This window comes from Devosia oryziradicis (assembly GCF_016698645.1).
In the GTDB taxonomy this organism is placed as follows: domain Bacteria; phylum Pseudomonadota; class Alphaproteobacteria; order Rhizobiales; family Devosiaceae; genus Devosia; species Devosia oryziradicis.
Genome location: NZ_CP068047.1, coordinates 3,450,062 through 3,463,351, shown reverse-complemented (window position 1 = coordinate 3,463,351; position 13,290 = coordinate 3,450,062). Strand labels below are relative to the sequence as shown.

Genomic DNA, 13,290 nt, shown 5'->3' with positions numbered 1-13,290 from the left:
GTCGCCGCACTAACATGTTAGTCACTGCGGCGACGGATCTGGAGAACTTTGATGCGGGCTATTTCCTGTGCGGCGCCGGGCGAGCTGGCTTTGGTGGATATCGAGCGGCCCGAACTCAAGCCGGGCTGGGTACGCGTGGGCATTCGCCACATCGGCATCTGCGGCACCGACTACCACATCTACGAAGGCAAGCACCCTTTCCTGCAATATCCGCGCATCATGGGGCACGAACTGAGCGGGGTGGTGCTCGATGCCAATGGCGCCACCACGCTGGCCGACGGCGATGCGGTGGTGATCAATCCATACCTGCCCTGCTACCAGTGCCCGGCCTGTGTCGAAGGTAAGACCAATTGCTGCGAGACGCTGTCGGTGCTGGGCGTGCATCGCGATGGCGGCATGGCCGAGGAAATCGTCATGCCCGAGGTCAATCTCTACCCTGCCGAGGGCCTGAGCCTGCGTGATGCGGCCATGGTGGAATTTCTCGCCATCGGCGCCCACGCCGTGCGTCGCACCGAGCTCAAGCCCGGCTGGCGCGTCCTGGTGGTGGGCGGTGGCCCGATCGGCCTGGGCGTCGCGTTTTTTGCCCGTATCGCCGGCGCCGACGTGACCGTGCTCGACGCGGCGGCTGACAAGCTGGAGGCCGCGCATGGTTTCGGTTTCGGCGCGGCGACGCTCGACGAGCGCGAAGGGCCGGTCTTCAAGGCGCGCATGGGCACCGGCTTTGATGCGGTGTTCGACGCGACCGGCGCCATCCCCGCCATGAACCAGGCCATCGGCTATTGCCGCAATGGCGGCGCGCTGACGCTGGTGGGTGTGGTCAAGGGCACCCTGGCCTGGGAGGATCCCGAGATCCATCGGCGTGAACTGACCATCCGCGCCTCGCGCAATGCGACGCGCGAGGATTTCGACCACGTGGCCGAGTCCATCCGCAATGGCAGCGTGCCGACCGACCGGCTCGCCACTCACACGACAAGCTTCGAGGACGTGCCGGTCAACCTGCCCAAATGGGCCCATGACCGGAACGGGCTGATCAAGGCCATCATCACCGTCTAGCCACGGCGCGGCTTCCCCGGCCCGGTGGTCGGGGTTAGGCTGGGTGGGCATTGGGCTTTGGAGGCAACATGCGTTCCCCTGACGATATCCTGCGCTTCTGGTTCGTCGATCACGGCATGGACGACTGGTTCGGCGGCAAGCCGGAATTCGACGCCCTATTGAAGGCGGAGTTCGCCCAGACCCACGCCGAAGTGGCGATGGGCGAGGCCTGGCGCTGGCGCGAGACGCCAAAGGGCAGGCTGGCCGAGATCATCGTGCTCGATCAGTTCAGCCGGCAGTTGCATCGCGGCGAGGCTGCCGCCTTTGCGCAGGACAAGATGGCGCTCGTGCTGGCTCAGGAGATGGTCGGGCAGGGGCTGGACAAGGCCATGAGCTTTTTCGAGCGCATGTTCATCCTGCTGCCCTACATGCATTCGGAATCAGCGGTGATCCAGGCGGAATCCATGCGGCTGCATACCGCGCTCAACGACGAGAAGATTTTGGATTTCGCCACCAAGCACCATGACTGCATTGCCCGCTTCGGGCGCTACCCCTTCCGCAACAAGGCGCTGGGCCGGCAAAGCACACCCGAAGAGCTGGCCTATATGGAAGAGGCCGGACAGCGCGGATTTTAGGCTCTCCCTTTGGGGAGAAGTCGAGGTCAACCCAGCAGCTTGGGATCGACCAATGCACCTTTCTGCCCGATGACGACGCCCGCGACGCGATGGCCCTCTTCGGCGGCTTCGCGCAGCGACTTGCCGGCCAGCCTGGAAGACAGATAGGCGCCATTGAAGCTGTCGCCGGCCCCGGTGGCGTCGACCACCTTGGCGCCAGGCTTGGGGGCCACCTTGACGCGTTCCGACGCAGTGGCAATCAATGCCTCGCCCGCGCCGTCCTTGACCACGACTTCCTCCACCCCGAGCTCGAGATACCGCTCGGCCGTCTCGTCCACGGATTTGTCGCCGAACAGCGGCGCCTCATCGGTGTGGGTGGGCAAGACGATGTCGCAGAGGCTGGCCGCGGCGGTGAGCACCCCCGCCATGACGCGTGGGCTGGTCCAGAGCGCGGGCCGCAGATTGGTGTCGAAGGCAATCCTGGCGCCGGCATCGCGCGCCTTGACGATGGCGCCGAGCAGGCGGCCGCGGGCGCGCGGCGCGAGGATGGCGAGGGTAATGCCGGAGAAATAGACCATGCTGGCGCCGGCGACGGCGGCATGCAGCGCGCCCTTGTCATCGGCCAGCAACTTTGCGGCCGAGGTATCGCGCCAATAGGTGAAGTGGCGATCACCCTTTTCCTGGTGGATCATGTAGAGGCCGGGACGGCGGCCTGGCACGGTGCGGATATGGTCGGTGCCGATATTGTTGGCTTCGAGAAAGGCGCGGATATCGCCGGAATAGCGGTCTTCGCCCAGCCCGGTGAAATAATCGACCGACCAGTCCTTGCCCAGCAGCGCGCGCATGTACCAGGCCGTATTGAGCGTATCGCCGGCATAGCCGAGGCGATATTGGCGATCCTCGCCGCCGCTCATCTCGATCATGCATTCCCCGATGCTGACGAAGCGCTGCTGTGCCAAAATTCCTGCCCTCCAAGGCTGCCGTAAGGCTTATGCCGGGAAAGCCGATTTGGCCGCAAGCCACTATCTTCCATACAAGCCCGGAAGGCCCTATGGTGCGCGCGATTTTACCGCCGGAGACATCCATGACGCGACTGAGCGCCAAGACCCTGAGCAATGTTCCAGCTGGCGTGGCCCTGCCGAAATACGACCGGGCCCAGATCACGCCCGGCATCGTCCATCTCGGCATCGGCGCCTTTCACCGGGCGCATATGGCGGTCTATGTCGATGACCTGCTGGCCGACAATCCGCATTGGGCCATCGTCGGCGCCAGCTTGCGCCGCCCGGACACCAAGGAAGCGCTCGAGCCGCAGGACGGGCTCTATACGGTGGCCGTGCGCGATGCCGCCGGTACCCACCCGCGGGTAATTGGTTCGATCCTCAAGGTGCTCGACGCCAATACGGAGCGCGAGGAACTGCTGGCACTGATGGCCAGCCCGCAGATTCGGATTGTTTCGCTCACAGTCACCGAGAAGGGCTATTGCCACGATCCGGCGACGGGCGAGCTCGATCAGCGCCACCCCGATATTGCCCATGACCTCGCCATTCCGACGGCGCCCAAATCGGCGCCGGGCATGCTGGTCGAAGCACTGGCGCGGCGCAAGGCGGCGGGCATTGCCCCCTTTGCGGTAATGAGCTGCGACAACCTGCCGAGCAATGGCGCTACGGTGAAACGGATCGTCACCAAATTCGCCACCCTGCGCGATGCGGCGCTGGGCGAGTGGGTCGGCAAGGTTGCCTTCCCCGGCACCATGGTCGATCGCATCGTGCCTTCGACGACAGATGCCGATCGTGAGACGGTCGCCGGCCTGATCGGCGCCGAGGATGCCTGGCCGATCATGACCGAGCCCTTCACCCAATGGGTGATCGAGGACCATTTTCCCCAGGGCCGTCCGCCCTTCGAAAAGGTGGGTGCGCAGCTGGTGGAGGATGTCGAGCCTTTCGAGCGCATGAAGCTAAGAATGCTCAATGGCAGCCACTCGACCATGGCCTATCTCGGCTATCTCTCAGGCTACGAGTACATCTCCGACGTGATGGGCGACGCCGATTTCGTCAAGCTGATCCACGGCCTGATGACCGAGGAGGCCATGCCGACGCTCGACATGCCCGGCGTCGACCTCGGCGCTTACAGGGACCAATTGCTCGATCGCTTCCGCAACCCCGCCCTCAAGCACCGCACCTGGCAGATCGCCATGGATGGGTCGCAGAAGCTGCCGCAGCGCCTGCTGGGTACGATCCGCGAACGTTTGAAGGCAGGGCAACCCTTTGACCGGCTCGGCCTCGGGGTGGCGGCATGGATGCGCTACGTCACCGGCATCGACGAGAAAGGCGAAAGCATCGACGTCCGCGATCCGCTGGCCATGCGCATGATGGCGATTGCGGCCGATGCAGGGAATGACGCCGAGGCGCTCTATGAGGGGCTGGTGGCGCTGACCGAAGTGTTCGGCACGGACCTGGGCGAGAACCAGGTCTTCGGCGAGACCGTGGCGACCCATCTCGACGAACTGTTCGAGGTGGGCGTGAAGGCAACTGTGGCGGGGGTTGTGGGCGGCTGACGCCCCAACCACAGCGTCATTCCGGCGAAGGCCGGAATCCAAATCCGTTGGCTCTTCCCACACGCCACGTCCGCGGAGAAATGCGGACATGGATCCCGGCCTTCGCCGGGATGACATCGCGTGTGGGCGAAGGGGGCTGCCAAGCCCGGCCTTCCATCCCCGGCTAGAAGCTGATGCAGCCGACCTCGCTGTTGAAGTCGGGATGATAGATGATGAAGCTGTCGCCTTGTTCGGCTCGGCTTTCGGCAACGTCGCGCGGCAGCCATTCGGTGACGATGACAGGCGCAAAGGGGTTGCCAGGCGTATCTGTCGTGACCAGGCAGACTTCCTCCACCTCCGGCGGCGGCGCCACGATCACCAGGTCCGGCGGCAGCAGCTTCTTGGCCTGGCCGGGCGGCATGGGGTGGCCGGGCTTATGATGCGCCGATGCATTGGTTACACCGGCGATCAGGGTGAGACAGGTCGCAAGCAGGATCGCGCGCATATCGGGTACTCCATGTGTCCCCGGTCGAACGCACGGTCATCTTGTTCGTTTCAGACCCGGCCCTCCATCGCCCGGTCGAAAATTTCCAGTGCGCGATCCTTGGTCAGTTCCACCGGATTGCCGCCCGCGGTGGGGTCGACGATCGCCATATCCCCGATCAGGTCGCGCTTGGAGCCATCGACCTTGAAGTCGGCCAATGTATGCGGCACGTCGAGCCGGAGGCGCAGGCCGATCACGGCATGCTGGAACGCCTCGAAGCTGGGCGCCAGGCCGAGATAGGCGGCCAGGCGGGCAATTCGGGCCTCGATGGCGGCTTTGTTGACCGCCAGCACATAGGGCATGAACACCGCATTGGTCATGCCGTGATGGGTGTCATAGAGCGCGCCGACAGGGTGGCTGAGTGCATGGATGGCCCCCAGGCCCTTCTGGAAGGCCGTGGCGCCCATGGCGGCGGCGCTCATCATGTGTCCGCGGGCTTCGACGTCGGTCGGGTCGGCATGCACCTTGGGCAGGTTCTCGAACACAAGACGAATGCCTTCAACCGCGATGCCATCGGCCAGCGGGTGATAGCCCGGTGCGCAATAGGCTTCCAGGCAGTGCGCCAACGCATCCATGCCGGTACCCACGGTGATGAATTTGGGCATGCCGACGGTGAGTTCGGGGTCGGCAATGACCACCTTGGGCATCATCAGCGGATGGAAGATGACCTTCTTGGTGTGGGTGGTCTCGTCGGTGATGACGCCAGCGCGGCCCACCTCCGAGCCGGTGCCGGCGGTGGTCGGCACGGCGACGACGGGGAAGATGCCCTTGGGATCGGCGCGGGTCCACCAGTCGCCGATATCCTCGAAATCCCACATCGGCCGGGTCTGCCCGGCCATGAAGGCGATGACCTTGCCGACATCGAGCCCCGAGCCGCCGCCAAAGGCGATGACGCCATCATGTCCGCCCTCGCGCAGCACCTTGATGCCGGCTTCGACATTGGCCGAGATCGGATTGGGCTTCACATCGGCGAATAGACCAACCGGAATGCCGGCGGCCTTGAGCTGGGTCAGCACATTCTGCGTCACCGGCAGGCTGGCAAGCCCGGCATCGGTGACCAGCAGCGGCTTGCTTATCCCTGCCGCTTTGAGGGCCTCGGGCAACTCGGCGATGCGGCCGGGGCCGAACTTGACTGCGGTGGGGTAGTTCCAGTTGGCTTTGGTCATGGCGCTCTGCTTTCACATTCGCGGTGTCATTCCGGCGAAGGCCGGAATCCATGCGGTGGGCGTGCCACACGCTGGATGTTGCCGATAACCACGGACATGGATCCCGGCCTTCGCCGGGATGACGCCGTGGGTAGAATGGTCCGCGGGGTTCATACCCGCTTCAGGTGATAGCTCTTGGGCTGGGTCAAATTCGCATAGCCGATCTCGCTTAGACCCCCGCCCTTGCCGGTGTCCTTGACGCCGGTCCACACCAGTGCTGGATCGAGATAGTCGCAGCGATTGGCGAAGACCGTGCCGGTCTCGACCTGGCCGCCGATGCGGGCGGCTGCGTCGAGATCTTCCGTCCAGATCGAGGCGGTGAGGCCATAGGGGCTATCATTCATCAGGGTGACGGCCTCGGCATCGTCGGCCACCTTCATGATGCCGACGACCGGGCCGAAGCTCTCCTCGCGCATGACGGACATCTGGTGGTTGACGTTGGTCAGCACCTCCGGTGCCAGGTAGGGCGAGCCGGGCTTATCAAGGTCATGTTTGGTGTTGAGGTGGCGCGTGGCGCCGCCGCGCAGCGCCTCTTCGGTCTGCTGGCGCACATGGTCGGCAAAATTGCCGCGCGCCATGGGGCCGACAATTGTGTCCGGGTCGAGCGGATTGCCCAGCGTCCAACCTTTGGCATTCTCGATGAAGCGCTCGACGAAATTGCCGTAGACGGCCTCATGCACATAGATGCGCTCGACCCCGCAGCAGCTCTGGCCGGAATTGAAGAACGATCCATCCACCAGGTTCTCGACCGCGTTGTCGAGATTGGCGTCGGCCCGCACATAAGCCGGGTCCTTGCCGCCCAGTTCGAGGCCGAGCGTGGCGAAGGTGCCGGCCGCGGCCTTCTCGATGCGGCGGCCGCCTTCGACCGAGCCGGTGAAATTGATGTGGTCGATCTGGCCCGAAGCGATGAGCTTTTCCGTGTCGGCATGGCCGAGCACCAGGTTCTGGAACAGGCCCGCTGGCAAGCCGGCGCTTTCGGCGGCGGCGGCAAAGCGCTCGCCCGCCAGCAGGGTCTGGCTCGCATGCTTGAGGATGATGGAATTGCCGGCCATCAGGCCCGGCACGATGGAATTGACCGCCGTCAGGAACGGGTAGTTCCACGGCGCGATGACCATGACGGTGCCCACTGCCTCGCGGGTGATGTAGCGGGTGAAGCCTTCCTTCTCTGGCTTGATCGACGGCGCCAAAGCTTCGGCGGCCAGTTCGATCATGTAGCGGCTGCGCTCGTCGACGCCGCGCTTCTCGCCGCCGAAGCGGACCGGGCGCCCCATCTGCCACGCCAGTTCGGGCACGATGTCGTCATTCATGAGCAGCAGGGCATCGACGAAGTGCGTCAGAATTTTCTGACGCTCGGCAACGGTGGTTGCCGACCAGCTGGCGCGAGCGGTCTTGGCGCGGATGACGGCGCTGTCGATCTCGGCGGGCGAAGCGACAGCGCGTTCGGCATAGACGCTGCCATCGATGGGGGAGATGATCTTGACCGTTTCGGTCATGGTGTCGGCCTCTTCTTTCCACGGTGTCATTCCCGCGAAGGCGGGAATCCATTCTTTTTTGCCAGAGTGGATTCCCGCCTTCGCGGGAATGACGTCTTGGGTGGTTAGTCGCGTGGTGTTTAGTGCGCGCTCAGTGCGGCGGCAATCGGTCAGCTCCGCTCGAACCCGCGCTTGAGTTCCCAATCGGTCACCCGCCGGTCGTATTCGAACTGTTCCCATTCGGCGGTATGCACGTAGTGGCCGATCACCGCCTCCCCGAATGCGTCCTTGAGCATCTTGCTCTTGCGCAGGGTGTCCGTCGCCTCGCGCAGCGTCTTGGGGATTTCGCGCAGGCGCTTGGTGGAATAGGCGTCGCCGATGAAGACCGGCTCGAGCTCCAGCTTGTCCTCGATGCCCTTGATGCCGGCGGCCAGCAGGGCCGCGAGCGCCAGGTAGGGGTTGAGATCGGCGCCGCCCATGCGGCATTCGACGCGGATCGATTTGCTGTGCTCGCCACAGAGGCGGAAGCCGGCCGTGCGGTTATCGGGCGACCAGATGGCCTTGGTCGGCGCGAAGGTGCCGGCCTGGAAGCGCTTGTAGCTGTTGATATAGGGCGCGAGGAAATAGGTGATGTCGCGCGCATAGGCGAGCTGGCCGGCCATGAAATGCTTCATCAGGTCGCTCATGCCGCGCTCGTCCTTGCTGTCGGCAAAGAGCGGTCTGCCGGATTTGTCGGCCAGCGACATGTGGATGTGGCTCGACGAGCCGGCCAGGCCATAGTCCCACTTGGCCATGAAGGTCACCGCCTTGCCCTGGGCCCAGGCAATTTCCTTGGTGGCGTTTTTCAGCACCACATGGCGGTCGGCCATGGTCAGGGCATCGGCATATTTGACGTTGATCTCTTCCTGGCCCGGACCCCATTCCCCTTTCGAGCTTTCCACCGGAATGCCGGAAGCCTGGAGGTGCTTGCGCAGGGCGCGCATCACGCCTTCTTCCTTGGTGGTCTGGAAGATGTGGTAATCCTGGATGTAGTCGCCAGCGGTCTGCGCCTTGGCGTGACCCTTCTGCGCGATGGTGCGGTAGTCCTCATCGAAGAGGTAGAATTCGAGTTCGGTCGCCGCATTGGCGGTATAGCCCATGGCGGCAAGCCGCTCGAGCTGCCCCTTGAGAATAGCGCGCGGGCTATGGGCGATCGGCTGGTGGTGATGGTGGTCGCTGAGGTCGCAGACCACGATCGCGGTGCCCTCGAGCCAGGTCGCCTTCATCAGAGTATTAAGGTCCGGCTTCATGACGAAATCGCCATAGCCCTTGCCCCAGTTGGCGGCCTCGTAGCCGGGCACCGGCTCCATGTCGATATCGTCGGCCAGCAGGTAATCGCAGCCATGCGTCTCGTCATTGGCCACTTCGAGGAAATATTCGGCCTGGAAGCGCTTGCCGATCATGCGGCCCTGCATGTCGGGAAAGGCGACGAGCACGGTATCGATGGCTCCGGCCGCGACGTCCTTCTTCAGGTCGGCAAGGGTATAGGGCATTGGATTCTCCTCTTTGGTCATTCCCACAGGGTCATCCCGGCGCAGGCCGGGATCCATGTCCGTGATGTTCCGCAACAACCAGCGTGTAGATGGGTCACCGCATGGATTCCGGCCTGCGCCGGAATGACATCGTGGGGGTGGGAGGGCGCGGTGCCCAACCGCGCCCTCATTGCTTACGCCTTGTGCTCGAGCGCGAACTCTTCTTCGGGCGACATGATCAGCTTGTGGCGGCCGATCACGGCGAAGTAGGCGATGCCCACCGCGCACCACAGCACCACCCAGATTACGCCCTTGAAGAAGTTCGGATCCTGCAACTGGTAGAACAGCGTCACCGCGGCAATGATGATGGTCAGGATAGCGCCGGGCACGCCCACCGGCGAGCGGAAGGGCCGCTCGATATTGGGCAGCTTGCGGCGCAGGATGATGAAGCTCAGGGCCTGCATGATATAGCTCAGCATCGCGCCGAACACCGCCATGTTGAGCAGCACCGAGCCGATGATGTCGTCGCCCAGCTGGGTTTCGCCCGGGCCGCCGCCGCCATTGACGAACCAAATGGCCAGCATGACCACAAGGCCGAGCAGGGCGCCCGCAATCATGGCGACATGCGGGGTCTTGTACTTGTCATGCGTCACCGACAGGCCGGACGGGAAGTAGCCCGCGCGGCTGAGCGAATAGACCTGGCGACCCTGCGCATAAAGGATGGTGTGGAACGAGGCCACGAGCCCGATCAGCGCCACGACGCCGAAGATCGGCGCGGCGGCATCGCCGTAGATGGCGCGGATGCCGTCAAGGGCCGGTTCAAGCGACGAGCCCAGCGCGAAGCTGCCGACGCCCGGAATGGAGGGGTTGAGCAGCACGATCATGAAGGCGGAGAGCAGCAGGGTGCAGAAGCCGAGCAGAATGCCGCGTGGCAGGTCACGCTTCGGATCGACCGATTCCTCGGCCGCCAGCGGCACCTGCTCGATGGCAAGGAACAACCACACCGCGAAGGGCAGCGTGGCCAGAACCCCCTGCCAGCCGAAGGGGAACCACGACCCATTGCCCTCGGGCAGTTCGACTGCCCCACCATCGGGACCGACGCCGATATTGAGCGCCCAGCGCGAGAAATCGATATTGGGGAAGGCACTGACCCAGAAGAACACCAGACCTGCCAGCGAGATCAGGGTCACGACCAGCGTCACCTTGTAGCTGAGCGCCACCCCGAAGATGTTGAGGGCAAGGAAAATGGCGAAGAATACCACCCACAGGATGGGGTAATAAACCGTGTCCAGGCCCGTGATGGAGCCGAAATAGCCCGAGATGAAGGTGCAGATCACCGCGGGCGTAAGGACATATTCGACATTTTCGAACAGGCCCGTGATGAAGCCACCCCACGGTCCCATCGACGTGCGCGCGAAGGAATAGGCCGCGCCGGTATGGGGCAAAGCCGGGCTCATTTCGGCGATCGACGAGACCAGCCCCAGATACATGATGGCGATGATGATGCCGGCCACCAGCATGCCGCCCCAGCCGCCGGTCATGAAGCCGAAATTCCAGCCCGAGAAGTGGCCGGAAATCACCGCGCCCACGCCCAGCGCCCACAGCGACCAGATGCCGGCATAGCGTTCGAGCCCGCGCTTTTCGAAATAAGATTTGTCGCGTGTCGCATAGGCGACACTGCCGACCTTGGTCGTCTCAGCCATAGTCACGTCCCCCTGAAATGGTTGCCCCAAGTGAAGTCTAGACTGCCATTGCCCCTTTGCGCGCGAGGCGCGCCGTTTCGAGACAACGGGCCAGCCGGTTGGACCACAGGGTCACGCCGGCGGGTTCGAGAATTTCGTCATGGCGTATTTCGATCATCGTGGCGTCGAGCCCGCGGCCGTCGCCATGCCGCTCAAGCGTCAGTGTCACGCCATGAAGCGCGGCGTAAGGCTCGTTCCAGCCGATATTGAGCCCGGGTTCGTCCGCCGCCAGGGCCTCGAACAGCGCGCGGGTATAAGTCTGGTCGACGCCGTGGATCAGCCCGATCGGCCAGGGCCGGGCTACGCCATGATAGACCGGCGTGAATGAGTGCATGCAGACCAGCACCGTTTCCTGCCCGGCATGGCGCCGTGCCTCCAGCAGCGTCTCGATGGAGGCGTGATAGGGCTTGTGGAAATGCTCGATCCGGTACTGCCGCTCCTCGGCATCCAGATTCTCGTTGGCCGCGATGCGCGTGGCTTCCGACAAGGTCCAGATCAGGTCAGGCGCATCGAGATCCCGGTTGCAGTCGATGATGAGGCGGGAAACGGTCGACTGTACGAGCGGTGCATCAAGCAGTTCGGAGAGCCGACGGCTGACGGACAGGGCGCCCGGATCCCAGGCAATGTGGCTTAGCCGTTCGGTCTGAGTGAGGCCCAGGTCACCATATTTCTCGGGAATCCGGTTGCTGGCATGGTCGCAGACGATGACGAAGGGCGAGCGCCCTCGTGCATTGGAGACCAGCACCGCCTTTTGCCCGCCAATATCCACTTTGCCCCTACGCATCGCCGCTTAACTTCTGTATCAGTAGTTCCACATTGGCTAAAACTGTCAATGCTGAAATCAGAAATTCAGAGGGGCGGATGGAGGGGAAGTCGGTCGCGGGGCGTATCCACGACGCCATTCATCGGCTGACGGCAGCAGAAAAGCGGGCGGCGCGTGGCCTGCTCGGCTCATACCCGACCCTGGGCCTGGCGCCTGTTGCCGAGTTTGCCCAACAGGCCGGCGCCAGTTCCGCCACCGTGCTGCGCTTCGTTGCCCAGCTGGGCTACAAGTCCTATCCCGATTTCCAGCGCGCCCTGCGCGAGGAACTCGACGAACGTTCCAAGTCCCCGCTGCAGCGCAGCCAATCGGTCGGCAGCCAACCCAGTGGCGATAACTTTCTCGATCGCTTCGTAACCCAGGAAATCGAAAACCTGCGCGGCTCGGCCTCGCTCATCCCCGCCTCCGAATTCGAGGAGGTCTGCGAGCGGCTGGCCGACACCCGGGGGGCGTGCTGGCTGGCCGGCGGCCGATTCACCGACTTCGTCGCCGGCTATATGGAGGCGCATCTGCGGCTGATCCGTCAGGGGGTGCGACGCCTGGACGGCCGGGCCGCGACGCGCGCCGACCAGCTCATCGACGTCAAGCCGGGTGACGTCGCCATCATCTTCGATGTCCGCCGCTACGATCCCGGGCTGGTCGATGTCTCGATCGAGCTGGCGGCCCGGCGCGCCCAGATCGTGCTGGTCACCGACGAGTGGATGAGCCCGGTCAGCCGCTTTGCCAAGCTGGTGCTGCCGTGCCGGACCGATATGGGCCGCACCTGGGACGCCAACGGCGCGCTGTTCACCGTCATTGAAGCCGTGATTGCCCGGACCACCGAGTTGAGCTGGCCAACGGCCAGCAAGCGCATGGGGAGTATTGAAGGAGCGTAGGGGGCAGGCATTGGCCCCCCGCACGCACAAGCTCATTCCGTCTTCTTCAACTTCAGAAAATCCTCGGCCTGGTAGGTGATCTTTGGATCCACCTCGCCGATGGCCTTCTTGTCCTTGCCCGGGAAGTCCAGCTTGCCCAGCACCGTCTGGATGACATTGATGCGGCCGCGGCGCTTGTCGTTGGCGCGGATGACGGTCCAGGGGGCATGCGGGCAGTCGGTACGCTTGAGCATCTCGTCGCGCGCCTCGGTATAGGCGTCCCACTTGTGCAGCGCTTCGATGTCGATCGGTGACAGCTTCCACACCTTGAGTGGATCGTGGCGCCGGTCGTGGAAGCGCTTGAGCTGCATCTCCCGGCCGATCGACAGCCAGAACTTGAACAGGTGGATGCCGTCACGCGTGATGCGCTTTTCGAATTCCGGCGCTTCCTCGAGGAAATGCTCGGTCTGCTCGGGCGTGGCAAAGCCCATGACCTTCTCGACGCCCGCCCGGTTATACCAGGAGCGGTCGAACAGCACGGTTTCGCCGGCCGCCGGGAACCAGTCCACATAGCGCTGGAAGTACCACTGCGTGCGTTCGCGATCGTTTGGCTTAGGCAGGGCGGCGATCAGGTTGTAGCGCGGATTGAGGTTTTCGAGATACGTCTTGATGGTGCCGCCCTTGCCGGCGGCGTCGCGTCCCTCGAACACGATCATGATGCGCTCGCCCGAAGCCGCCAGGTGTGCCTGCAGCATCACCAGCTGCTTTTGCAGCTCATACATCTGCGCTTCATAGATATCGCCATCCAGCTTATCCTCGTAAGGATAGCCGCCCGAAGCCATTGCATGCTTCTTTATCGCCTTGGGCAGTTCGGGATTGTCGAGGTCGAAGCCATCAAGGGGATCGGTCACTGGTGTCTCTCCGTTGTCATCTTCACCGTGCTATGAAGGCGCCCCCGCGCGC

At 63.8% G+C, this 13,290-nt stretch carries 12 protein-coding genes; 4 read left to right on the top strand and 8 right to left on the bottom strand.

Annotated elements, in window-relative coordinates:
- Nucleotides 1-51 precede the first annotated feature (51 nt).
- Together JI749_RS17185 and JI749_RS17180 are read left to right on the top strand one after the other, a co-directional pair.
- A complete protein-coding gene (locus JI749_RS17185) occupies nucleotides 52-1,053 on the top strand; it encodes a zinc-binding alcohol dehydrogenase family protein (RefSeq protein ID WP_201656818.1) in 1,002 nt (333 codons plus the stop codon).
- A gap of 68 nt (nucleotides 1,054-1,121) precedes the next feature.
- Nucleotides 1,122-1,667: a DUF924 family protein gene (locus tag JI749_RS17180; RefSeq protein WP_201656815.1), complete on the top strand. Its 546-nt coding sequence runs from the start codon at nucleotides 1,122-1,124 to the stop codon at nucleotides 1,665-1,667.
- Between the two features lie 26 nt (nucleotides 1,668-1,693).
- Here JI749_RS17180 and JI749_RS17175 read toward each other — a convergent pair whose 3' ends face one another.
- Entirely contained in the window at nucleotides 1,694-2,605 is a 912-nt protein-coding gene (locus JI749_RS17175; protein WP_233280806.1) for a sugar kinase, read from the bottom strand.
- Between the two features lie 125 nt (nucleotides 2,606-2,730).
- Between JI749_RS17175 and JI749_RS17170 the strand changes: the two genes are divergently transcribed.
- Complete coding sequence (locus JI749_RS17170) at nucleotides 2,731-4,200, top strand: mannitol dehydrogenase family protein (RefSeq protein ID WP_201656812.1); 1,470 nt, start codon at nucleotides 2,731-2,733, stop codon at nucleotides 4,198-4,200.
- Nucleotides 4,201-4,363: 163 nt separating this feature from the next.
- On the opposite strand, the gene JI749_RS17165 is transcribed toward JI749_RS17170, so the two are convergent.
- The 6 genes from JI749_RS17165 to JI749_RS17140 form a co-directional block, all read right to left on the bottom strand.
- Complete coding sequence (locus JI749_RS17165; protein WP_201656809.1) at nucleotides 4,364-4,684, bottom strand: hypothetical protein; 321 nt, start codon at nucleotides 4,682-4,684, stop codon at nucleotides 4,364-4,366.
- 50 nt (nucleotides 4,685-4,734) lie between these two features.
- Nucleotides 4,735-5,889: an iron-containing alcohol dehydrogenase gene (locus JI749_RS17160; RefSeq protein ID WP_201656806.1), complete on the bottom strand. Its 1,155-nt coding sequence runs from the start codon at nucleotides 5,887-5,889 to the stop codon at nucleotides 4,735-4,737.
- Nucleotides 5,890-6,038: 149 nt separating this feature from the next.
- Nucleotides 6,039-7,421: an aldehyde dehydrogenase family protein gene (locus JI749_RS17155; protein ID WP_201656803.1), complete on the bottom strand. Its 1,383-nt coding sequence runs from the start codon at nucleotides 7,419-7,421 to the stop codon at nucleotides 6,039-6,041.
- Nucleotides 7,422-7,570: 149 nt separating this feature from the next.
- Nucleotides 7,571-8,932, bottom strand: a complete 1,362-nt coding sequence (locus tag JI749_RS17150; RefSeq protein WP_201656800.1) for a glutamine synthetase family protein — start codon at nucleotides 8,930-8,932, stop codon at nucleotides 7,571-7,573.
- A gap of 173 nt (nucleotides 8,933-9,105) precedes the next feature.
- The gene (locus tag JI749_RS17145) at nucleotides 9,106-10,614 is read right to left on the bottom strand and encodes an amino acid permease (RefSeq protein ID WP_201656797.1); all 1,509 of its coding nucleotides are present in this window, start codon (nucleotides 10,612-10,614) and stop codon (nucleotides 9,106-9,108) included.
- A gap of 37 nt (nucleotides 10,615-10,651) precedes the next feature.
- A complete protein-coding gene (locus JI749_RS17140) occupies nucleotides 10,652-11,437 on the bottom strand; it encodes an N-formylglutamate amidohydrolase (protein ID WP_201656794.1) in 786 nt (261 codons plus the stop codon).
- A gap of 77 nt (nucleotides 11,438-11,514) precedes the next feature.
- Here JI749_RS17140 and JI749_RS17135 point away from each other — a divergent pair, with 77 nt between their 5' ends.
- Nucleotides 11,515-12,348 (top strand): MurR/RpiR family transcriptional regulator, encoded by an 834-nt coding sequence (locus JI749_RS17135; RefSeq protein ID WP_201656791.1) that lies wholly within the window; start codon nucleotides 11,515-11,517, stop codon nucleotides 12,346-12,348.
- Between the two features lie 32 nt (nucleotides 12,349-12,380).
- Here JI749_RS17135 and ppk2 read toward each other — a convergent pair whose 3' ends face one another.
- Nucleotides 12,381-13,238, bottom strand: a complete 858-nt coding sequence (ppk2, locus tag JI749_RS17130) for a polyphosphate kinase 2 (RefSeq protein WP_233280805.1) — start codon at nucleotides 13,236-13,238, stop codon at nucleotides 12,381-12,383.
- Nucleotides 13,239-13,290: the final 52 nt, after the last annotated feature.

What these genes read in the sequence shown, in the direction of transcription:
- JI749_RS17140 (WP_201656794.1), bottom strand. Translation starts at nt 11,437, where the DNA reads ATGCGTAGGGGCAAAGTGGATATTGGCGGGCAAAAGGCGGTGCTGGTC.
- JI749_RS17155 (WP_201656803.1), bottom strand. Translation starts at nt 7,421, where the DNA reads ATGACCGAAACGGTCAAGATCATCTCCCCCATCGATGGCAGCGTCTAT.
- JI749_RS17165 (WP_201656809.1), bottom strand. Translation starts at nt 4,684, where the DNA reads ATGCGCGCGATCCTGCTTGCGACCTGTCTCACCCTGATCGCCGGTGTA.
- JI749_RS17135 (WP_201656791.1), top strand. Translation starts at nt 11,515, where the DNA reads ATGGAGGGGAAGTCGGTCGCGGGGCGTATCCACGACGCCATTCATCGG.
- JI749_RS17160 (WP_201656806.1), bottom strand. Translation starts at nt 5,889, where the DNA reads ATGACCAAAGCCAACTGGAACTACCCCACCGCAGTCAAGTTCGGCCCC.
- JI749_RS17150 (WP_201656800.1), bottom strand. Translation starts at nt 8,932, where the DNA reads ATGCCCTATACCCTTGCCGACCTGAAGAAGGACGTCGCGGCCGGAGCC.
- JI749_RS17180 (WP_201656815.1), top strand. Translation starts at nt 1,122, where the DNA reads ATGCGTTCCCCTGACGATATCCTGCGCTTCTGGTTCGTCGATCACGGC.
- JI749_RS17185 (WP_201656818.1), top strand. Translation starts at nt 52, where the DNA reads ATGCGGGCTATTTCCTGTGCGGCGCCGGGCGAGCTGGCTTTGGTGGAT.
- JI749_RS17145 (WP_201656797.1), bottom strand. Translation starts at nt 10,614, where the DNA reads ATGGCTGAGACGACCAAGGTCGGCAGTGTCGCCTATGCGACACGCGAC.
- JI749_RS17170 (WP_201656812.1), top strand. Translation starts at nt 2,731, where the DNA reads ATGACGCGACTGAGCGCCAAGACCCTGAGCAATGTTCCAGCTGGCGTG.